The sequence below is a fragment of the Hungatella sp. SB206 genome (genome assembly GCF_051132295.1).
GTDB classification, from domain to species: domain Bacteria; phylum Bacillota; class Clostridia; order Lachnospirales; family Lachnospiraceae; genus Hungatella; species Hungatella effluvii.
Genome location: NZ_CP096603.1, coordinates 4,679,595 through 4,701,581, shown reverse-complemented (window position 1 = coordinate 4,701,581; position 21,987 = coordinate 4,679,595). Strand labels below are relative to the sequence as shown.

The window sequence follows — 21,987 nt, the reverse complement described above, 5'->3', positions numbered from 1 at the left end:
CTTTCATATATGGCTGACATAGAGGTATATAGAGTTAAGATGGATTTATCCGGGGAACTTACTCAAATTCCAGATTCTCAAAAGCTTTTTGGAGCTTTGATTTATATGTATGCAGAATATACAAATAATGATTTGGCATCTGAGTTTGTTTCAAAAGTAAAAGAGAAGAAGTTTTATTTTGCACTTTCTGATTTGCTGCCAGATAATTATTTGCCGGTTCCACAAGCATTTTTATTGGATAAGCTGGCGGCAAGCAGAGAAAAATTGGACAAAAAAGTATATAAAGAATTGAAAAAGCGGCGCTATATAGAGAAAGAATATTTACTGGATACGATGCAGAAACGAGCAGGGGCAGAAAGGGCCTATCCATATATAACGATTAAGGATTCTCAGCAGATTCATGCTTCTATTGATAGTCTAAACTATGGACTGGCGGGTTTGGACCCTAATGTATACTCGGTTCCGCAAATCAGGGCAGTGAAGATTGAACAGGACGGAGATAAATCAGGGAGCCTGGTGAAGAAGTTTGAATTTTACCTGGCTGTTGAAGCGTGTGAAGAGGTATCCGTTTTTTTACAGATTTTGCAATTGGCCCGGCAAAATAAGAGACCATTTTTCTTAGGACCGCGTGCTTCACAAGGTTTAAATATATTTTATGTGGGAGAAATATTTTATAAATCCTGTTTCTACCATCAGACTGGAAAGCATTATTTGAATCTGGGAATGCTGCTGCCGGACAAAATTGATTATCAGGAGTCCAGTTTACAACTCTTTACTTCGGAACGGCGTCCCTATAATAAGCGTGAAGGATGGGATAATTCTTACCGAAGCAGGTTCATCAGTTTTATTCAGGCTGGAAGCGTTATTGACGTAGAAGAAAGCATATACGAGGCAGGACGTTCCATTTGCAATCCTGAAGATGAAAAAACTATTATTTTCGGCAATTCTTTTATGTATCCGATGGAAGGAGAAGGAAGTGGTGTATACGAAAAATATTGAGAAATATTATTGTAAACTGAAAACGCGTTCAACAGTAGCTCTTTCCCCCAGAGGACAGAATGGTTACTATGAAGGGTTACAGTTCAATTGGGCGGATTTTGGTAAAGAAGGTGAGGTAAAAAACTTTAATATTATCTATCCATTTTATCAGTATGGCTGTTATAAGAATTATGATCCTGAGCATACACAGTACTATATACCGGGATCTTCTGTAAAAGGTGCCATTGGTTCCAGTGAGTTGGGAATAGACGATATGGTGGTAAATTATAAGGATATCGAATTAAAAAAACTTTACAAATTGCAGCATCGGCCACCGATGGGGAAAGAGAATGAAAACAATAAGAAAGTAAAGCTGGAAGAGTTTTTCCCAAAGTTATCAGTCGAGATGCTGAAGGAAGGCGTAACACTAATTGGTGATGCTTTTTGCAGGGAGGATCCTGAGCATTTTTTGTTGAATACCAGACGGAATACGGATAAAAAATTGTTGCAATTGTATACAACATTAGATGAAATTATTGAGAATGGTTTGATTGATGCAGAAGGGGAGGATAGTAGCAAAACAAAAGAGAGATTAGAGAATGTAAGAAAAAATATACAAAATACGAAATATGAAGCTCAATATTTAGAAAGCAATGCCGCCTTTATCTTTTTAGGTGGTTTTAAGGGGCTGCTGCTATCAAAGATTTATGCGGAAACGGAGACGTTAAATGGTGGTATCTACATTGATCGAAAAAATGAATTGCCACACGGCCTTGTAAAGATTTCATTGGAACGGAGGTAAGATGACGGATCAGCGGAATGCTCATTTTTCACTTGTCTATACACCGCTTTTGATACAGTTAAAGTGTCATGAAACGGCTTTGTTACCAGAATATTTAGGATCAACGCTGCACGGAATTATGGGCTGGGCCCTATTATCTCATAAAGAGGTGTATCGCTATTTATTTGAAAATCGCAGCTTTGGAGGTGCGAAGCAGGATATTATAAATCCTTATATTATTGAACCGCCGAGATATCATGGAATATATAGGGTTGGAGATGAGCTGTGCTTTCAATTTGTACTGTTGGGGGATGCTGTTCAGTATTGCACGACGGTGGTAAAAATTTTGTCCAAGATCCGATGGTTTAGAGTGGGGGCGGAGAGAAAACTTTTTGAATTGTCAGAGATACGGCACGGTCAGACACTTCAACTGATCTGGAAGAATGGTGAGACAGAATGGAAACATGCGGTAAGTCAATTGGTTCCAGGTACATTTCAGAATAAAAGTACATATTGTTCAATCCATTTTTTAACGCCATTAAGGATAAGACGTAACGGCAACCTGTTATTAGATATTGATTTTCCAACTATTATGAGAAATATAACGAGAAGAATGAGCGAGTTAACTGAACGGTATGGGGGATATGTGGATTTAGAGGAGATTGATACATTACAATGCCTTATGGAAATGGTGCAGGAAGTATCATCGGGGTTATATTTGAATAAAATAGACAGATATTCAACAAGAAGAAATGTGAAAATGGATTTAAGCGGATTAATGGGAGCCATGACTTTTAAAGGAGAATTATCGGCATTTACTTCATGGCTGAATGCGGCATCAATTTTACATATAGGCAGGAATACTACGTTTGGGTGTGGTAAGATTGATGTCGTGTTTGGAGCTATGGAAAAATCCTAAAATGAGATTGATTTACAGCAGGTGCGAATGTCAAGTGACCATGAAAATACTGGGGGATTCGCACCTGGAAAGATGTGAAAGTGATGATAAATAATGTCAAAATTTAATTGTTTTGTCGGAGATAACGTGTTAGAATAGAAATGTAGTGGATTTTTAGTTATGTTGATGCAAAATATGCTGTTGATTTTGTGCATAATTGCGGTCGCCACTTATGTAGTGGCGTGGATTGAAATTTCGTGGTTGTGTTCCCGGCCTCGTCCGTGGCCGTCGCCACTTATGTAGTGGCGTGGATTGAAATTGCTGTGCCAGAAAGTAAGCACACGGTGCCAGAGGTCGCCACTTATGTAGTGGCGTGGATTGAAATTTCGTCAAATCCCTGTGTCATTGCCTATTCCTCCCGTCGCCACTTATGTAGTGGCGTGGATTGAAATCTAAACCATACCCAATAGCCCTTGCCTGATCTGGTGTCGCCACTTATGTAGTGGCGTGGATTGAAATTCTGCACAACTTATAAAATTAATATTACCAATAGTCGCCACTTATGTAGTGGCGTGGATTGAAATATGATTAAGATATTCGAAGATGGGAAGAAGAGGGTGTCGCCACTTATGTAGTGGCGTGGATTGAAATATTTAAATAGTGATTTAGGTGGGAAGGCCGATATCGTCGCCACTTATGTAGTGGCGTGGATTGAAATAATTACGTCACCCGGAATGATACCAAGGATACATGTCGCCACTTATGTAGTGGCGTGGATTGAAATTCTGTACTCGTGTCATGTGATCTTGATATCATGTGTCGCCACTTATGTAGTGGCGTGGATTGAAATCCAATGACATCTTATGCGGGACAGTGGCAAAAAGGTCGCCACTTATGTAGTGGCGTGGATTGAAATCGATCCGTGCCACCTGCTCACCGACGGGATACGGGTCGCCACTTATGTAGTGGCGTGGATTGAAATCCTGGGAGTTGCAGCTCCTGGGGTTTCGTATTCTGTCGCCACTTATGTAGTGGCGTGGATTGAAATTCGTCATGGGTTTCTGATCCTGATACGGTCAACACGTCGCCACTTATGTAGTGGCGTGGATTGAAATACCCTCGCCAACGACTTCCCCAAACTTGATATTTTGTCGCCACTTATGTAGTGGCGTGGATTGAAATAATACTGCCTTTGTGGCAGGATATGGAGTGATCCGTCGCCACTTATGTAGTGGCGTGGATTGAAATAGTTGAAAACGGAGCGAGCCGGATTTACTGCATGTCGCCACTTATGTAGTGGCGTGGATTGAAATGAAGCTTGTAATTGAGGAAGGGAATGCGGTCAGGGTCGCCACTTATGTAGTGGCGTGGATTGAAATCCGTCTCTCCTGAAGATTGCATACCAGCGCTTCCGCGTCGCCACTTATGTAGTGGCGTGGATTGAAATCAGATATAGATCTGGACAGAGCAAAGTGAGCGGTTGTCGCCACTTATGTAGTGGCGTGGATTGAAATGTTCCTTGCAATCTGTAATGCCTGCAAATCGGTAGTCGCCACTTATGTAGTGGCGTGGATTGAAATCAGTTATAGATAACCCAGTCATACCGCTCTGTATGTCGCCACTTATGTAGTGGCGTGGATTGAAATACCAGCAGTCCAACAAACGATATCACCGTTTTTGTCGCCACTTATGTAGTGGCGTGGATTGAAATTTGAAAATCTGCCCACGTATCATATTCACATCTACGTCGCCACTTATGTAGTGGCGTGGATTGAAATCATGTAACCGGAACATTTCCAACCATCACCGTAAGTCGCCACTTATGTAGTGGCGTTAATTGCAATTTGGATTAACTTGGTACTAGGAGCAGCAATATCTGTCGCTTCAACTACAGCAGTAAAATTTTAATAAAAAGGAGGGTATTATATCTGATCATTGCATGATAGTCATTACAGATATGTGTAGATTGAAATAGTATAAGCACAGTTATTCGATTCAAAAGTTTCTAGTGCCTCGAAAGTCCGAAGACGGATTGAAATGATGAATAAAGGCTCAATATACGGTGAATGTCTAACACTAATACTGATCCAGTAATACGATTTATCATGTTATCAACTAACCAATAGTGCCATTTTTAAACTGAATATTTTCCAATAAAGGAGGTATCCCATGTACCTTGCCCATATAAGCCAAGACAAGACTCGCAAACAATCTGTCAATGCCCACTGCCATGGAACCGCCAAGCTTGCAGGCGATTTCGCCTCCGCCTTTAATTGCAGAGAATGGGGATTTGGCTGTGGCCTGATCCACGATATCGGAAAATATTCCGACAAGTTCCAAAAACGTCTTCAAGGTGGAAGTATCACGGACCATGCGACTGCAGGGGCACAGGAACTATATAAAAGAAAGAATATCTATGCGGCATATTGCATTTCCGGCCATCACTCGGGGTTGTTAAATGGCGGCACCCGTGCGGACTGTGCTGGAGAAGCTACCCTCATGGGACGGCTGAAGAAAGGTCTTGAAGATTACCATGCTTTTGAGAAAGAGATAGAGATTCCGGCGTTTCCGGTGCCTGCCTTGCAGCCTTTAGGAGAATTTGGCTTTACCGCTTCATTTTTTATCCGTATGCTGTTTTCGTGTCTGGTGGATGGGGATTATCTGGATACAGAAAGCTTCATGGCTGAAAATCCAGTACCACGTGGGACGTATGATACCATGGCGGATTTATTCCAGCGTGTACAGGATTCTATATCGCCCTGGCTGACCAATACCGACAGAAATACGGTTAATGGAAGACGAACAGAGATATTGAAGGCATGTTTGGAAACGGGAAAGGAGCCATCAGGACTTTTTCAGTTAACCGTACCTACCGGCGGGGGCAAGACGGTTTCTTCCCTGGCATTTGCCCTTCAACATGCCATAAAGTATGAAAAACAGCATATCATATATGTGATTCCATACACGAGTATCATTGAGCAGAATGCGGCAGTCTTTAAACACATTCTGGGGCCTGATAATGTATTGGAAGATCATTGCAATGTGGTGTTTGAAAGTGAAGAGGAACTGATGCAGTCCCAGCTGGCTGCAGAAAATTGGGACAAGCCTGTGATTGTAACAACCAATGTTCAATTCTTTGAATCATTATTTTCAAATAAAACATCAAAATGCAGAAAGCTTCATAATATCGCCAACAGCGTGATTATTTTTGATGAGGCGCAGATGCTGCCGGTGAGATATTTGCAGCCGTGTATACGGGCGATTACAGAGCTGATTGTTAATTATCGTTGCAGTTCCGTGCTGTGTACCGCAACGCAGCCGTCGTTACAGCAATTTTTCCCGGAGACGATGAAATGCAAAGAGATTTGCCCGGATGTGAGAGGACAGTATGAGTTCTTTAAGCGAACGGATATTCAGGAAATAGGAAAAATTTCGGAAGAAGAGCTGGCATCTCTTTTGAGACAGGAAAATCAGGTGCTTTGTATATTAAACAGCAGGCGACAGGTGCAGCGCGTTTATGAGGCTGTAAAAGGAGAGGGGACGTATCATCTATCTACGCTGATGTATCCGGAGCATCGAAAAAAGCTTTTACAGGAAATAAGGGATCGCTTAATCGATGGAAAGGCGTGCAGGCTGATTGCTACCAGCCTTGTCGAAGCAGGAGTGGATTTTGATTTCCAAACGGTGTACAGGGAACTGGCTGGCATTGACTCTGTTATTCAGGCGGCGGGAAGATGTAACCGTGAGGGGAAAAGAAGCAGAGAAGAATGTCATACGATGGTGTTCACTCTGGGTAAGACAGAGGGGATTCATCTCCCGGCAGAATTAAAGCAGCCTATTGCCGCCGCGGAGCAGACGGCAGAGAAATATGATGACATTGCGTCACTGGAGGCAATTCATGAGTATTTCAAACGCCTGTATTATTATAAAGGCGACAGGGGATTAGATGTAAAGGGGATCGTGGATCAATTAGAAAAGGGCGGGCGTACCGGCCTGTTTCCTTTTGCAGATGTTGCAAAAGCGTTTTGCTTAATAGAAGATGGCAGCACAAAGACGATTTTGGTTGATAGGGAACCGGAAGCACAGGATATTGTTGCGCGAATACGCCGTGGGGAACATTCCCGCCAGCTTGTCCGGGAGGCGGGTCATTACTGTGTGAATGTATATGAACAGGATTTTGAAAAATTAAACGGTGCAGGTAAATTGGAAGCGCTTGATTTAAAGTTCTATCGTTTGAGAAATTCAGATCAGTATACAGAGGAAATGGGTCTGGTTCTGAATGTTGAAAGAGGGGAGGCGGTTTTCTTATAATTTTGAAAATAGGAGAACGCGATTGGAAGGAGGACAAACATGAGCCGTGGTGTACGGGTACGGGTTTGGGGAGATTTGGCCCTTTTTACCCGGCCGGAGATGAAAGTAGAACGATGCAGTTACGATGTGATCACGCCTTCGGCAGCGAGAGGGATATTGGAAGCAGTCTACTGGCATCCCGGAATGAAATGGGTCGTTGACAGGATTTATGTGAAAAATCTAATTCGGTTTACCAGCATACGCCGAAACGAGGTGAAAAGTAAGGTTTCAGCCAGCAGTGCTTTAACAGTAATGAACGGAGGAAATAAGCCGCTGTTTATCAGCAGCCGCCAGGAGATCGTACAGAGGGCAGCAATTTTGCTTCGGGATGTAGACTATGTTATCGAGGCACATTTTGACATGACAGAACATGCCAGCGATGAGGATAATCCGGGGAAATTCAAAGATATTATCATGCGGAGGCTGAGACGGGGAGAATGTTACCATACGCCGTACTTCGGCTGCCGGGAATTTCCTGCTAAAATTGAACTCTGTGAGGACGATACTGTGGCGACGGAATATCAGGGCGTGGAAAAGGATTTAGGTTATATGCTCTATGATTTTGATTATACCAATCCGGAAGATATACAGCCAATGTTTTTCCGGGCTGTATTAAAGGACGGAGTGTTGGATGTTCGGGATCAGGAGGTGGTGCGATGATCCTGCAGTCTTTGGTAACATATTATGAGAGTTTGGAGCAAAAGGGGAAAATAACCAGTCCGGGCTGGTGTTCGGCAAAGGTGTCTTTTGGTTTGGAGCTTTCGGAAGAAGGAGAGCTGATCCGTGTTATTCCTCTGAAAGAATCTGTTGAGAGGGGGAAGAAGACGGTCGAAGTGCCTGCGATCAGAAGGGTTCCGCAGATGGTAGCCCGTTCTTCTGGGGTTTCGGCCAACTTCCTCTGTGATAATTCCAGTTATCTGCTTGGAATTGATAATAAAGGAAAGCCGGAACGTTCTCTGGAGTGTTTTGAGGCGGCAAAAGAGAAACATCTGGAGATTCTGGAAGATGTGGACAGCAGGGCAGCCAGGGCGGTGACTCTATATTTTAAAACCTGGAAGCCGGAAAAAGCCATGGGACATGCTGCGCTGTCGGAGGTATTGGAAGAAATTCTGGCAGGGGGGAATTTGATTTTCTTTGTTGGAGACGAGTTTGTTCAGGAGGACCCTGCTATCAAAGCGGCCTGGGAAACATACAGCCAGCAGCCAGGAGAAGGAACGGAAGGAATCTGCCTTGTGACAGGAAAACAGGCAGAGATTGCGAGGATTCATGGAACAATAAAAGGCGTACCAGGCGCCCAGTCCAGCGGGGCCGCATTGGTATCGTTTAATGCACCGGCTTTTGAATCGTATGGAAAAGAGCAGAGTTATAATGCGCCGGTCAGTACGTATGCAGCTTATGCGTATACGACAGCTTTAAATTATCTTCTTTCGGATCGGGATCATATGACTTTGATTGGAGATACGGCGGTTGTCTATTGGGCGGAAGATGGAGAAGAGGCGTATAACCGGACATTTTCTTTTATGATGGAGCCGACGGCAGATAATCAGGAGATTGTAGACGGGGTGTTCAAAAACCTGGCGGCAGGCAAGGCGGTGGATGTAGATGATGTGGAAGAAAGCCTCTCCATGGACCAGAAATTCTATATACTGGGACTGTCTCCGAATGCGGCCAGGCTGTCGGTACGATTTTTCTATCAGGACAGCTTTGGAAATATTTTGCGGCATGTGAAAGATCATTACGACAGGCTGCGTATTGTGAGGCCGGCAGGCGACCGTATGGAGTATCTGGGAGTATGGAGACTGCTGTCTGAGACGGTGAACAAGAAGTCAAAGGATAAGAAACCGGCTCCCAATATGGCGGGAAGTCTGTATCGGGCTGTTATTTCGGGAAGCAATTACCCGGAAAGCATGTATCAGGCAGTGATCGGAAGAATACGGTCGGAACAGGATGACAGCGACAGCCACAGTTATAAAATTACGCGGGGAAGAGCCGCCATGATCAAGGCGTTTCTGTTAAAAAACAGAGGAGGCAGTGAGGAGGAAATTACCATGGAACTGAATGATAACAGCAATGATGTTGCATATATACTGGGTCAGGAATTTGCTGTGCTGGAGGCCATACAGGAGGATGCCAATCCAGGAATTAATGCGACCATTAAAGATAAGTACTTTAATTCTGCGTGTGCAACTCCGGCATCCATCTTTCCGATTTTGTTTAAACTGAAAAACAGTCATTTACGGAAGATGAATCAAAAAGGCAAGGAAATTTACTATGAAAAAATGCTTGGAGCCCTTCAGAGTAAGATAACGGAAGTACCGAAACGGTTGAATTTAGATGCCCAGGGCAGGTTTATATTGGGATATTATCATCAGACCCAGAAAAGATATGAGAAAAAGTCAAAGGAGGAAGTGTAAGATGGCAGATGTAATCAAAAACCGGTATGAGTTTGTAATCTTATTTGATGTAGAAAATGGGAATCCCAATGGTGACCCTGATGCGGGAAATCTTCCCAGAATTGATCCGGAAAGTGGTTATGGAATCGTGACGGATGTATGCTTAAAGCGCAAGATTCGCAATTACGTGGAGACCGTGAAGGAGGACAGCGAAGGCTATCAAATATACATTAAAGAAGATGTTCCCTTAAACAGAAGCGATAATACTGCCTATGAATACCTGGGGACTGATGATAAGGGAATAAAAGATTTAAAGAAGAAAGATCCGGAGGTGGATCGGAAGATTTGTGATTTCATGTGCCGTAATTTTTTTGATATCCGTACGTTTGGCGCGGTGATGACAACCTTTGTAAAGGCTGCGTTGAACTGCGGACAGGTTCGGGGACCGGTGCAGCTGGGATTTTCCAGAAGCATTGATCCGATTGTCAGTCAGGAAGTGACGATTACCAGAGTAGCGATTACCACGGAAAAAGATGCCGAAATGAAGAGTACGGAAATGGGACGAAAGAATATTGTACCCTATGCGTTGTATCGGACGGAAGGATACATATCGGCGAACTTAGCGAGAAAGGTCACCGGTTTTTCAGAAGAGGATCTGGAACTTCTGTGGGAAGCAATTATCAATATGTTTGAAATCGATCATTCTGCGGCCAGAGGAAAGATGGCTGTTCGGGAACTGATTGTCTTTAAACACAGCAAAGAGTTAGGCGACTGCCCGGCTTATAAGCTGTTTGATGCGATAGAGGTGAAGAAACATGACGATGTGGATTATCCCAGAAAATACAGCGATTATACGATTACCATCCATGAGGAGCAGATCCCGGAAACAGTAGAAGTCTTAAGGAAAATATAATGGACTATAAGGAAGAGGATTATCTGATGCTTTCAGGAATCCAGCATTTTGCATTTTGCAGGAGACAGTGGGCACTTATTCACATTGAACAGCAGTGGCAGGAGAATGAGAGAACGGTGGAAGGGGAACTGCTCCATGAACGTGCCCATGATACCTGGGCCACGGAGAAGCGGTCTGATGTGATTATCAGCCGGGGATTGCCGGTGCAGTCCAGAATGATGGGGATATCCGGGAGTTGTGATATTGTAGAGTTTCACAGAGCGGAGGAGGGCGTTCCGCTTTACGGGCACAGGGGACTATTTCGGGTTTACCCGATCGAGTATAAGAGAGGAAAGCCGAAAGATATTCCCATCGATATGTTACAGCTTACCGCGCAGGCCATGTGTCTGGAGGAAATGCTTTCTGCGGAAATAACGGAAGGCGCCATTTATTACGGTGAAATACGGCACAGAGAGAAGGTTTTGTTCACAGAGGATTTGAGAACTCAGGTAAGGAAGTATTTTCAGGAAATGCATCAGCTTTTTGATAAGCAATATACCCCTAAGGTAAAATGGTCCAAAAGCTGTAACGCCTGTTCTTTGAAGGATATTTGTATGCCGAAGCTGGGGAAAATTCCTTCTGTGAAAGAATATGTGCGTGAGAAAATTATGGAGGAGGAAACGCCTTGAAAAAACTGTTAAATACTTTGTACGTGACTTCTCCGGATAGTTATCTCTCATTGGATGGCGAAAATGTAGTGATTCTGGATAAAGAGCAGGAGTTGGGGCGGATTCCCCTGCATAATCTGGAATCGATTGTCTGCTTTGGCTACAAAGGGGTCAGCCCGGCCCTTATGGGCGGCTGCGCGATGCGTGATATTTCTCTGTGTTTTATGACACCTCAGGGGAAATTCCTGGCGAGAGTAACCGGCAGTGTCAGGGGAAATGTTGTTTTACGAAAGAAGCAGTACGAAGCTTCTGAAAATGCTGATTTTAGCCTGGGAGTGGCAAAGAATTGTATTCTTGGTAAGATTTATAATGGGAAATGGGTTCTGGAGCGCGCCACTCGGGATCATGGATTACAGGTCGATGTGGAGGCGCTTAAGCGTGCATCTGCATTTATGCAGCAGTCATTAAACTATGTTTTGGAGTGTACGGACATGGCTCAGCTTAGGGGATATGAAGGAGAAGCGGCCAGTGTTTACTTTAGAGTCTTTGACCAATTGATCTTACAGCAGAAAAAAGATTTTAAGTTCTCCGGGAGAAATAAACGGCCGCCGTTAGACAATGTAAATGCCATGCTGTCATTTGTATATACTCTTTTAACAAATATGGTGGCTTCTGCGCTGGAAACGGTTGGGCTTGATCCCTATGTGGGCTTCATGCATACGGATCGGCCAGGGAGGGCGTCGCTGGCTCTTGACCTGATCGAAGAACTCCGTCCAGTGCTCGCAGATCGTTTTGTATTAGGGCTGATCAATCGAAAAATGGTTAGCGGTAAAGATTTTTCTAAGAAGGAAGATGGCGCTGTTATTATGACGGACCAGGCCAGAAAGCAACTACTGACAGAGTGGCAAAACAGAAAAAAGGAAGTTATCACACATCCTTATTTAGGTGAAAAGGTGGAGTGGGGGATGATTCCGTTTGTTCAGGCAATGCTGCTGGCACGATATTTAAGAGGGGATTTGGATGAGTATCCGCCATTTTTCTGGAAGTAGGAGGCGTTTTTCAAGATGTTAGTGCTGATTACCTATGATGTAAATACCGAGACCGCTGAGGGGAAAACAAGGTTGCGTAAAGTTGCAAAGCAATGTGTAAACTATGGTACCAGGGTACAAAATTCAGTTTTTGAATGTATTGTGGATAATGCCCAGTGCGTGATGTTAAAAGCGGTGTTGAAAGATCTGATTGATGTGAATGTTGACAGTCTGAGGTTTTATTATTTGGGTAACAAACATGACACGAAGGTGGAACATTTTGGTGTAGAGAAGGGAGTAAATGTAGAAAAACCTCTTATCTTTTAGAAGCGAATTTATGGTGCGAACCGGAAGTGATCATAAATTCCCTGGGAGGTTCGCACCGGAAATTTTGCAGTTGTGCAGGGAGTATTGGGAAATTGGTTATATTGAATTGATGAAAAGTGTGCAAAATGTATATAATTATTGATGGTTGTATGGTATAATATGTGCGGATTTGCAGTCTCCGCTAGCGATAGCGGAGTGGATTGAAATACAATCAGGGCAATGCTTGCCACAGCCATGTCCGTCTCCGCTAGCGATAGCGGAGTGGATTGAAATCGTAATCACAGCTAACGTACCGCTCATCTGTCCAGTCTCCGCTAGCGATAGCGGAGTGGATTGAAATTCTGCGTTGGAAACAGCTATTGACTGGAAGGAAGGTCTCCGCTAGCGATAGCGGAGTGGATTGAAATCAGCGTTGCATTTACCGGGACGTAAACGCCAATCAGTCTCCGCTAGCGATAGCGGAGTGGATTGAAATATATGGACTGGAGAGAAAACCGGCAACTCATGCAGGTCTCCGCTAGCGATAGCGGAGTGGATTGAAATTTTTGGTGTCTCAGCCTCCCATTCCGGGAGCGGCGTCTCCGCTAGCGATAGCGGAGTGGATTGAAATATCAGGATATGGCAGGCGTTGATGCAGGCCGATAGTCTCCGCTAGCGATAGCGGAGTGGATTGAAATTATCGTCTGTTTGATATCTGCCATATTCCCCGGTAGTCTCCGCTAGCGATAGCGGAGTGGATTGAAATGAACCAGTAACCGAGCACCGGCCGGTTGCCTGGGTCTCCGCTAGCGATAGCGGAGTGGATTGAAATAGTAGCAACAAAGCCGACGGGAGAACCATTTCCGTCTCCGCTAGCGATAGCGGAGTGGATTGAAATTCCCGGCTCCCTTGCCGCGGCATATACCATACCGTCTCCGCTAGCGATAGCGGAGTGGATTGAAATAAATCCTGCGCAAGGTCCTGCGTGTTATGCCAGGTCTCCGCTAGCGATAGCGGAGTGGATTGAAATAATTCATATTCCTGTCGATTTCTACACGCCTTACGTCTCCGCTAGCGATAGCGGAGTGGATTGAAATATTTAAGGGATCATAAGTTTTAATTGGTGTAATAAGTCTCCGCTAGCGATAGCGGAGTGGATTGAAATTCGAATACACTGACATCGAAGGAAAGCTTAATCAGTCTCCGCTAGCGATAGCGGAGTGGATTGAAATTCCAGTTTGATGTTTACGATGTCCGGATCAGACTGTCTCCGCTAGCGATAGCGGAGTGGATTGAAATCCCTCGACAGTCAGGCAGTTGCTCCCGGTTCCGTAGTCTCCGCTAGCGATAGCGGAGTGGATTGAAATTCCGTTTGAGCCTCCAGTAAGATTTAAGCCACGGGTCTCCGCTAGCGATAGCGGAGTGGATTGAAATTATGTGCGAAATAAGGTCTATTAACCAAACAAAGTCTCCGCTAGCGATAGCGGAGTGGATTGAAATGGGCCGGTACAAGTAGACGATCCGAACGGTGATGTCTCCGCTAGCGATAGCGGAGTGGATTGAAATATAAAATATATTGACAATAGCTAAGAAATCTAAGTCTCCGCTAGCGATAGCGGAGTGGATTGAAATAATTTAGAATATGCCAGTGCTACTGGCGAAGAATGTCTCCGCTAGCGATAGCGGAGTGGATTGAAATACCGAGAAGGAGGAGCCCAGTGTGGCAGGATATGAGTCTCCGCTAGCGATAGCGGAGTGGATTGAAATACGACAGCCGGCGCGGTAAAGACCGGTGAGGTCGAGTCTCCGCTAGCGATAGCGGAGTGGATTGAAATACATTGTAAGTCCCACGCGGGTAAGGCTTATGTGTCTCCGCTAGCGATAGCGGAGTGGATTGAAATCAGCGGAGTTCCCCCTCCGTCCGCCCGACCACAGTCTCCGCTAGCGATAGCGGAGTGGATTGAAATCATTATTTTTTGTCTTTATACTTGTTTGCGGTAAGTCTCCGCTAGTGATAGCGGAGTGGATTGAAATACACCCGCAGCCATGAATATCTCAGCTTTGTAGACGCTTCCGCCATCGCTAGCTGTGTGTTTTAAAATCGTAAGATTATTGCAGAAATAAACCGTTGAGGGGACTCCATCAGTAATAGCAGAGTATATTAAATTTATGCAAAAAATCAGTTTACAGACGATAAAAGTAAATAGATAGGTTAAGGAGAGCAAAGAGTGAAGTACATTTTTATACATGGACTTGGACAGGGGCCAGATAGTTGGAATAAAACAGTTTCTAGCATGAGAGAACAGGAAGAGATTCAATGTCTGAACGTATTTGCATTTAAAGAGGGATCAGAGATTTCATACAGAAAAGTATATAAGGCTTTTTCGACATATTGTAAGTCTATAAAAACGGAGTTTGGGCTTTGTGGTCTTTCTTTGGGCGCTGTGATTGCGTTAAATTATGTGGTGGAGCATCCGGGAAGGGTAAAGTCGCTGGTCTTGATAGGGGGACAGTGCGTGATGCCGAAGGGGCTTTTAAGATTGCAGAATATGATATTTCGGTTGATGCCGAATGGTATTTTTAAGAAAATGGGGGTAGGTAAGAGAGAACTGATTCAGTTGACAAAATCTATGATGGCATTGGATTTCAAAGAAGATTTGGATAAAGTGGATTGCAGGACGCTGATCGTTTGCGGGGAGAAGGATCGGGCGAACAGAGGGGCGGCTGAAATGATGGCAGAGAAGATTCATGGGGCGAGAATAGAGATATTGGAAGGCTGCGGGCACGAAGTGAATGTGGAGGCGCCGGAAAAACTGGCTGAAATTCTTGAGGCGTTTTACGAAGAAAAGTAGGATGGGAACCTGACAGGAACCGTGGTGTATGGACAACAACGAGCAGGTGGTGAAAGACCGTGGTATACTGACATCCGGGAGCATAAAAAGTCAGGATGAATCTGCGATGACAGGATAGAATAGGGCTATACGGAAGGAGATGAGAGGATGAACTGGATCAGCGGCTTGCAGAAGGCGATTGACTATATTGAGAGTCATCTGACAGAAGAACTGGAAGCGGCGGATATTGCGGCACAGGCAAATTATTCACCGTACCATTTTCAGCGGGTATTTGGAATTTTGTGCGGATACTCTCTGGGGGAATATATCAGGATGAGGCGGCTCACACTTGCCGGTAGTGAACCAGTACAGCGTTGCATAAGTTCCAGTGAATTCTGCACTCGCTATTCACGTCAGGATCACGCCCACGAAGCTAGACGTAGGGTCCGCTACGCCGTCGCTTCGCGGACGCGCTCCTGACGCAAATATCAAGCACATAATTCACCGAAACTTACGCAATGCTGTACTGGCGTCTACTGATATAAAGGTGATTGATGCGGCTCTTAAGTATGGCTATGATTCGCCGGAGAGTTTTGGAAGAGCGTTTTCGCGTTTTCATGGGATAACGCCAGTACAGGCCAAATCGGGCAGAGCAAAGTTAAAATCCTTTTCACGCCTTTCTGTAAAAATTATTTTAGACGGAGGCAGTACCATGAAGTACAGAATTGAAAAGATGGGTGAGTTAGAGGTTATCGTAAAAAAGATAAATTTTCCTGTGATTTGGAGACCAGCAACAGGCAGCTGCCAGAGTTTTAGGGAGAGTGCTGGAGAGATAAGACTATGCTTGAGCTGTTTGAACGTATACGGCAAATAATTAGTACCGTGCTAGTTTTATTTATCCATGAGATAATAACTCCAGAAAACTACAAGTTTTTTAAAGGAGCTATCTTATGGATAAGATCACCCATCAGATCCGTGCAGAGCACTGGACCAAAGTCCTAAATGAATGTATAAACAGCGGTATGTCCAAAACTGCTTGGTGCAGAGTCAATGGGATTTCAGAAAAGCAGTTATTCTACTGGCAGAGGATTCTGCGCAGGGAGGCTTTCGAGAATTCCAAGGCCTCATTACCGACAACCGCCGCATCACACCCGTCGCTGGTGCCAACGACTCAGGGGACGGTCTCTTTTACCGAAATCAAACTCCCTTCATCTCCCCGGAGCGCGAATCCGGTTTTCCATCCGGATCTCGTGATTCGAAAAGGGGAGATTATCCTGGAAATATCGAATTCCGCTTCGTATGCTCTCCTTTCCCGGATCGGAGGGTTCCTGAATGCTGAATAATGCTGCCGGATTCCAAAAGATTTATATCGCTGCCGGATTTACAGATTTACGGCGCGGGATCGATGGTTTGGCTTCCATTGTCAAATTTAACTTCCAGCTTAATCCGTATGAAAAGGACATTCTTTTTCTCTTCTGCGGTAGACGCAATGACCGCATAAAAGGGCTTGTATGGGAAGGTGATGGATTTCTTCTCCTTTACAAAAGGCTGGAGCTTGGCGGTTTCAGCTGGCCCCGTACAAAAGAAGAGGCACTGGAGATCACCCCGGAACAATATCAGGCATTGATGCAGGGGCTGGAGATTGTCTCCAAACATCCGATCCAAGAAGTGCAGCCACAGGATCTTCTGTAAAGCATTGTGCAAAACGGAGAAAACAAAAAATCGTTCCACCGTTGCAGCCTCGGGCAAATCGGCAGTTATCCACAACCAGGCTTTAATGCATTCATTCAATGATGGAGTGCCTGTCTGCAGCAGGCTGCTGTGTGGATAAGTACTCTAAAAAGCTAAAAAACTCTTAGTTTTTCGGCTTTTTAGAGTGTTTATCCTATGGTGAAAATGACGGGGCCTGTTTTTGTGTAGCTCGCTTTTTCTTTTGTTTTGCGGTACAATCGCTACAGGAAAACAAAGGAGCACCGAACATGTCAACGAATTACTCACCAGACGAACTGAACCGTTTCAGCAAAGAAACGCTCGTGGCAGTGATCCTGTCCATGCAGGATCAACTGAGCCAGCTAAATGCAAACATGGAGCGCCTGATCGAGCAGATCGCTGACGCGAACAATAAACGCTATGGGCGTTCTTCTGAAAAACTGGATGTCATTGCAGGACAGCTTGAGCTGGAACTCATCTTTAACGAAGCGGAAGTTCTGACAGAAACGCTTTATGTTGTTGAACCCGCCGAGGAGGATGTGATCCAGGTCAGAAGTAGGAAACGGAAAGGGAAACGCGAGGAAGATCTAAAGGATCTTCCGGTTGAAGTGGTCTCTCATACCCTTTCGGAAGAAAAACTGCGGGAACTCTTTGGAGACAACGGATGGAAACAGCTTCCGGATGAAGTCTATAAAAGAGTGCGTGTCCAGCTAGCCGTGTACACAGTCGAAGAGCATCATGTGGCTGTCTATGCCGGCAGGGACAATCAGACCATCGTCAAGGCGGATCGTCCAAAAGACCTGCTCCGCAACAGCATCCTGACTCCAACCCTTGCGGCAAGTATCATGAATGCCAAGTATGTAAATGGACTTCCTTTATATCGAATCAGTCAGGAATTCCTGCGGAATGATATCCACATCTCCAAGCAGGTGATGGCGAACTGGATGATCCAGTGTGCGGACCGGTATCTGGGGATTCTTTATGACTACCTGCATAAAGAATTGTACCGTTTCCATGTGCTGCAAGCCGATGAGACACCCGTTATGGTATCAAAAGACGGACGCCCCGCAAACAGCAAGAGCTATATGTGGATCTACCGTACCGGCAAGGTATACCAAGACACGCCGATCATCCTGTATGAATATCAGCGTACCCGGAAAGCAGACCATCCGAGAGAATTCCTGAAAGATTTTGCAGGTGTGGTTGTCTGTGATGGCTATTGCGCTTATAGGAAGCTGGACCGTGAAAATCCGGATATTATTTTTGCAGGGTGCTGGACACATGCGAGACGATATTTCTCAGACGCATTAAAAGCGCTCCCGAAAGCGGCACAAAAAGCCGCGAACGATACGGTTGCGTATGAAGCCCTGAAGCGGATCGGCGCCATCTACCATCTGGACAACCAGTTATCTGATCTGAAACCAGATGAACGGAAGAAACAGCGGCAGATGACGGTCAAACCTCTGACAGAGGCTTTCTTTGCATGGGCAAAAGAGATTCAGTCATCCGGACGTCTTTCCAAAGGGAAAACACTGGAAGGAATCAACTACTGTATCAATCAGGAAGAAGCACTGAACGTGTTCCTGAATGACGGTGAAGTTCCGCTAGATAACAACGTAACAGAAGGAGCACTCCGCAGTTTCTGCCTGCACAAACATGCATGGAAGCTGATTGATAGCATAGATGGCGCAAAATCCAGTGCGATCATCTACAGCATAACGGAAACAGCAAAGGAGAACCACCTGAATCCGTTCCGTTATCTGACGCACATCCTGACCGTATTGAAGGACCATCAAGATGACACGGATTACCGCTTTATTGAGGAACTGCTTCCATGGTCCGATCAGTTACCGGAAATCTGTCGGAGCAAATCTAAAACAACGAATCTGTAAACCGGACCGCCGGAAATGGCGGTCAAAAAATGGAACAGTACGCATGGTTTGCTGTATACGACCAATGGTTGACAGTGTGTGGAAATAGAGATAACGGAGGACACAATGTGGTGGGATAATGACTATACTTTTCATGGCAAGACAGACAGTTATGAATTAATGTTCAATTCGCCGTTTGCAGGTAAAGAAAATGTAGCTTCTTTTAGTAAAGATAAAATGAATGAACTCAAACAATATATTGAGCAGTTAGACCAGAAGCACCAAGTGGGCCTTGTTAAAGAGGATGATTTGACTTCGTATAATAACCCAGATTTCCTGTGGTTATCTTACGAGTTGAATCGGATGAGGTTAAGGTATAATACTTCTCAAAGAAATCCGTATACAAGAGAAGTCTTGCCGGGGCACAGCCAGATTCCGTATGTACATATCTGTCTGAATGCTTTGGCGATGTCTGTATCTTCGCTATATCCGAAATCCACATTGAATGAATACAAATCAAGTTTAAAAGAACATTATGTTGTAGAGTTTGAACTTCCGTTTCTGAAGAAATATATGGAATTCTTAAGCGGCTTGTTTGATGACAATCCGCAGATAATAGATAAGAACAAAAGAGTTGTGTATCAGTTCAAGGCTCCAATTTATAGAAAAAGTCCATTTGCGGCTATGTTCGATTACAGACATGAGATTCCTGCAGTTATTTTTCACCAGTCAGTGTTGATGCTGTTATTGCATGAATTAGCACATATCGGCAATGGACATCTTAAACTCATTGCTAGTGACAATGCCTACGGGTTATCGCAGGATGTTCTTCGCGGATGTGAGAACGATGCGGATTGTACGGCGCTGTGCTGGCTGCTTGGCAGCAGAATATTAGATGTTGAGGGAACCTGCTTGGAAATTTCAGCAGATGATTATATAAAGGAACTCGCCTTAGCTATTTGTTCTGTATATATGTTGCTTTCATGGTCTTATGATAAGGATCATAGAAAGTGGAATGTAGAATCAATAAATAAAAAAGCTCATTTTCCCGCTTCAGTTCGTGCGTATAATATGCTTAATCTTGCGTACTCAAGATTGCTAAAAATCGGTGAATGGTGTGAACGGGATGGCATTGTCACATCGGATAAAGTGAAGATTGACAAGGCCTTTACAGAAAAAGCTTTTTCTCTTGGTATGGAAATGATAAGAGCATTTGATAGAACTTTCTTTATGAAACACGCCCATACAGAAGAAGTCTGTGAGCTTTTTGATAAAGGTGAAGCCAGGGAAGTGTACCAGATGGTGGTGCAGGAACAATCTGAAGGAAGTGTGGATGTCGGCATTGCAGACACATTCTATATGATTGGCTGCACGAAAGAAGCCCAGGCAGAATTGAAAAAGATTCATGAATTATGGCCGGAAGTTCGAAGCAGATTACAGAAGGTAAATCCATATTGCCAGTTGGCCGCAGTAGAGCCTTGGAATGAACTGCCGGAGCAATTGATAATATAATGTATATAAGAAACTGATAAATACATTCACGGTGAATTCGTTGAAAATCAATGGGCATCCTGTCTGATGCCTGCTTTGCCCTACCCGGATAGAGGAGCGCTTCCAATGTTTCGTTGGATGTATCCTCGCCGACCGGCCAGTTGATGCTAAGCGCTTTAGCCAGGTTCAACACTTTCTGCACCGTGCTTTTTGAAGGGAGTTTGATTTCGGTAAAAGAGACCGTCCCCTGAGTCGTTGGCACCAGCGACGGGGGTGATGCGGCGGTTGTCGGTAATGAGGCCTTGGAATTCTCGAAAGCCTCCCTGCGCAGAATCCTCTGCCAGTAGAATAACTGCTTTTCTGAAATCCCATTGGCTCTGCACCAGGCAGTTTTGGACATACCGCTGTTTATGCATTCATTTAGGACTTTGGTCCAGTGCTCTGCACGGATCTGATGGGTGATCTTATCCATAAGATAGCTCCTTTAAAAAACTTGTAGTTTTCTGGAGTTATTATCTCATGGATAAATACAACTAGCACGGTACTAATTATTTGCCGTATACGTTTGAACGGAATCCGAAGGAAGGGATCTTTGGAGATGCACTGCTTGGGCTTTGCCTGAGTGAAAATCCGCAAACGAACGAATTTGTCTATGCGATCGGCATGATGTATGATGGAGGAACGGTTGCAGAAGAATTAAGCGTGGAGAAGATTCCGGCACACACCTGGGCGGTCTTTGAATGTGTTGGTCCTATTCCCGGCGCTTTTCAGGAAATGCAGCATACGGTCTATTCTGAATTCTTCCCCAGCAGCGAATACCAGCCCTGCAGCGGACTTGATATTCAGGTTTATCCGGCGGGAGATATGCAGTCGGATAAGTATGTGTGCCAGCTATGGATTCCAATTGAGAAGAATTCATAAAATGGCTGTAATTTTGGTAAACAGTGGAAGCCAACGGAAATTAGGAGAAAAACAGGATGATTCATCTCAGCAAAGAGGAGTTGACAGAGACGCTTTTTGTGATCGCCTCGATTGTGGGGAGGTGCGAGAATGCACAGACTAAATTCAGAGAAGGCACCTCTCAGCATACGCTTCTGAAAAACAGAATAAGGGCGCTTTATCTCTCAAAAGAACTGGTTGATACAGAACTTTTGCGAATGGGGGAGCGACAATCCGCGGTGAGTTGTGAAGAGACGGGGAAATACAAAGCACTGGACAATTGCGAAATATTGGGAGAAAGCTCTTTAATGGAGGAACTGAAATCAACGGTTCCTCCAATTGTTTCCATCATCAGTAAATGTGAGAAGGCCCAGTCGAAATACGAGAAGGGGACGGCACAGTTTAGGCGGTACGCAAAGATAATCCATGCAATGAAGATCTCAAAGGCTTTATTGGAGGACCGGCTGGAGACTTCAGCCGTGTCGGAGACTTCAGCCATGCCGAAGAATTCAGCCGAGCGAAAGTAAAAAATTTACAGGTTTTATAAAATTATCTCCGTTGAAGATTGTCCCTCCTCTTACTTATAATAGACTTATCAGGCAGTAAGAAGTTTTGACATAAGGAAGCTATGAAAGCTGGAGTGTGTTTGAAAATTCATATCCGCCATCTGCAGGCACCACTTCGCGGTTTATTTGGCCCCAATTTGGTCAGCGTAGCCCACTACGCTTCCTTCATGGGGACCAAATCTCCCACAAAGTGTAACGCAAAGCTGACGATAAGAAATTCTCAAACACGCTCCAGGGTAAGGGGACAAGCAACAGATCAAGAGGACAAACGAGAGGGAGGTTTTA

The 21,987-nt window shown here is 44.6% G+C and carries 20 protein-coding genes, 2 pseudogenes and 2 CRISPR repeat arrays; of the genes and pseudogenes, 20 read left to right on the top strand and 2 right to left on the bottom strand.

The window, feature by feature from the left end; all coding sequences use genetic code 11:
* Positions 1-9 precede the first annotated feature (9 nt).
* From M1L66_RS20850 to M1L66_RS20770, 17 genes are all read left to right on the top strand, one after another.
* Entirely contained in the window at positions 10-999 is a 990-nt protein-coding gene (locus M1L66_RS20850; RefSeq protein WP_434687972.1) for a hypothetical protein, read from the top strand.
* Positions 980-1,780, top strand: coding sequence for a hypothetical protein (locus tag M1L66_RS20845; RefSeq protein WP_434687970.1), 801 nt, complete (start codon positions 980-982; stop codon positions 1,778-1,780). The genes M1L66_RS20850 and M1L66_RS20845 overlap by 20 nt, the downstream gene beginning before the upstream one ends.
* 1 nt (position 1,781) lies before the next feature.
* Positions 1,782-2,678, top strand: coding sequence for a CRISPR system precrRNA processing endoribonuclease RAMP protein Cas6 (gene cas6, locus M1L66_RS20840; RefSeq protein WP_434687968.1), 897 nt, complete (start codon positions 1,782-1,784; stop codon positions 2,676-2,678).
* A gap of 201 nt (positions 2,679-2,879) precedes the next feature.
* Positions 2,880-4,501: a CRISPR direct-repeat array (repeat unit 32 nt; unit sequence GTCGCCACTTATGTAGTGGCGTGGATTGAAAT).
* 325 nt (positions 4,502-4,826) lie between these two features.
* Positions 4,827-6,968 carry a CRISPR-associated helicase Cas3' gene (gene cas3 / locus M1L66_RS20835; protein WP_434687966.1) on the top strand — a complete coding sequence of 714 codons (2,142 nt, stop codon included), beginning with the start codon at positions 4,827-4,829 and terminating at the stop codon, positions 6,966-6,968.
* A 39-nt stretch (positions 6,969-7,007) separates the two neighbouring features.
* Positions 7,008-7,667, top strand: coding sequence for a type I-C CRISPR-associated protein Cas5c (cas5c, locus tag M1L66_RS20830; RefSeq protein ID WP_434687964.1), 660 nt, complete (start codon positions 7,008-7,010; stop codon positions 7,665-7,667).
* A complete protein-coding gene (cas8c, locus tag M1L66_RS20825) occupies positions 7,664-9,421 on the top strand; it encodes a type I-C CRISPR-associated protein Cas8c/Csd1 (RefSeq protein WP_434687962.1) in 1,758 nt (585 codons plus the stop codon). The genes cas5c and cas8c overlap by 4 nt, the downstream gene beginning before the upstream one ends.
* Before the next feature lies 1 nt (position 9,422).
* Positions 9,423-10,313: a type I-C CRISPR-associated protein Cas7/Csd2 gene (gene cas7c, locus M1L66_RS20820; RefSeq protein ID WP_187019053.1), complete on the top strand. Its 891-nt coding sequence runs from the start codon at positions 9,423-9,425 to the stop codon at positions 10,311-10,313.
* Positions 10,313-10,981 carry a CRISPR-associated protein Cas4 gene (cas4, locus tag M1L66_RS20815; RefSeq protein WP_434687960.1) on the top strand — a complete coding sequence of 223 codons (669 nt, stop codon included), beginning with the start codon at positions 10,313-10,315 and terminating at the stop codon, positions 10,979-10,981. Before cas7c ends, cas4 begins: the two co-directional genes overlap by 1 nt.
* Positions 10,978-12,009, top strand: coding sequence for a type I-C CRISPR-associated endonuclease Cas1c (cas1c, locus tag M1L66_RS20810; RefSeq protein ID WP_434687958.1), 1,032 nt, complete (start codon positions 10,978-10,980; stop codon positions 12,007-12,009). The genes cas4 and cas1c overlap by 4 nt, the downstream gene beginning before the upstream one ends.
* 15 nt (positions 12,010-12,024) lie before the next feature.
* Entirely contained in the window at positions 12,025-12,315 is a 291-nt protein-coding gene (gene cas2 / locus M1L66_RS20805; protein WP_434687956.1) for a CRISPR-associated endonuclease Cas2, read from the top strand.
* Positions 12,316-12,489: 174 nt separating this feature from the next.
* Positions 12,490-14,328: direct repeats of the CRISPR family, unit length 33 nt; unit sequence GTCTCCGCTAGCGATAGCGGAGTGGATTGAAAT.
* 194 nt (positions 14,329-14,522) lie between these two features.
* Positions 14,523-15,146, top strand: coding sequence for an alpha/beta fold hydrolase (locus M1L66_RS20800; RefSeq protein ID WP_434687954.1), 624 nt, complete (start codon positions 14,523-14,525; stop codon positions 15,144-15,146).
* Between the two features lie 147 nt (positions 15,147-15,293).
* The gene (locus M1L66_RS20795; RefSeq protein WP_434687952.1) at positions 15,294-15,605 is read left to right on the top strand and encodes an AraC family transcriptional regulator; all 312 of its coding nucleotides are present in this window, start codon (positions 15,294-15,296) and stop codon (positions 15,603-15,605) included.
* 232 nt (positions 15,606-15,837) lie between these two features.
* Positions 15,838-15,999, top strand: coding sequence for a hypothetical protein (locus tag M1L66_RS20790; RefSeq protein WP_434687950.1), 162 nt, complete (start codon positions 15,838-15,840; stop codon positions 15,997-15,999).
* A gap of 76 nt (positions 16,000-16,075) precedes the next feature.
* Positions 16,076-16,468: an IS66 family insertion sequence element accessory protein TnpA gene (tnpA, locus tag M1L66_RS20785; protein WP_434687949.1), complete on the top strand. Its 393-nt coding sequence runs from the start codon at positions 16,076-16,078 to the stop codon at positions 16,466-16,468.
* Positions 16,458-16,817, top strand: a complete 360-nt coding sequence (gene tnpB / locus M1L66_RS20780; protein ID WP_110324528.1) for an IS66 family insertion sequence element accessory protein TnpB — start codon at positions 16,458-16,460, stop codon at positions 16,815-16,817. The genes tnpA (M1L66_RS20785) and tnpB overlap by 11 nt, the downstream gene beginning before the upstream one ends.
* 287 nt (positions 16,818-17,104) lie before the next feature.
* Positions 17,105-18,727: an IS66 family transposase gene (gene tnpC / locus M1L66_RS20775; RefSeq protein ID WP_434687946.1), complete on the top strand. Its 1,623-nt coding sequence runs from the start codon at positions 17,105-17,107 to the stop codon at positions 18,725-18,727.
* 105 nt (positions 18,728-18,832) lie between these two features.
* Positions 18,833-20,218, top strand: coding sequence for a hypothetical protein (locus tag M1L66_RS20770; RefSeq protein ID WP_434694367.1), 1,386 nt, complete (start codon positions 18,833-18,835; stop codon positions 20,216-20,218).
* A 304-nt stretch (positions 20,219-20,522) separates the two neighbouring features.
* Here M1L66_RS20770 and tnpA (M1L66_RS20765) read toward each other — a convergent pair.
* Positions 20,523-20,597: pseudogene (tnpA, locus tag M1L66_RS20765) on the bottom strand (IS66 family insertion sequence element accessory protein TnpA); the annotation flags it as partial.
* A 152-nt stretch (positions 20,598-20,749) separates the two neighbouring features.
* Here tnpA (M1L66_RS20765) and M1L66_RS20760 point away from each other — a divergent pair.
* The 3 genes and pseudogenes from M1L66_RS20760 to M1L66_RS20750 all read left to right on the top strand — a co-directional run.
* Complete coding sequence (locus M1L66_RS20760; protein ID WP_434687944.1) at positions 20,750-21,118, top strand: GyrI-like domain-containing protein; 369 nt, start codon at positions 20,750-20,752, stop codon at positions 21,116-21,118.
* Between the two features lie 56 nt (positions 21,119-21,174).
* Complete coding sequence (locus tag M1L66_RS20755) at positions 21,175-21,663, top strand: hypothetical protein (protein ID WP_434687942.1); 489 nt, start codon at positions 21,175-21,177, stop codon at positions 21,661-21,663.
* 101 nt (positions 21,664-21,764) lie between these two features.
* Positions 21,765-21,881: pseudogene (locus M1L66_RS20750) on the top strand (hypothetical protein); the annotation flags it as partial.
* Here M1L66_RS20750 and M1L66_RS20745 read toward each other — a convergent pair.
* Positions 21,825-21,950 carry a DUF6783 domain-containing protein gene (locus M1L66_RS20745; protein ID WP_434694294.1) on the bottom strand — a complete coding sequence of 42 codons (126 nt, stop codon included), beginning with the start codon at positions 21,948-21,950 and terminating at the stop codon, positions 21,825-21,827. The pseudogene M1L66_RS20750 and the gene M1L66_RS20745 sit on opposite strands and share 57 nt — an antisense overlap.
* Positions 21,951-21,987 lie beyond the last annotated feature (37 nt).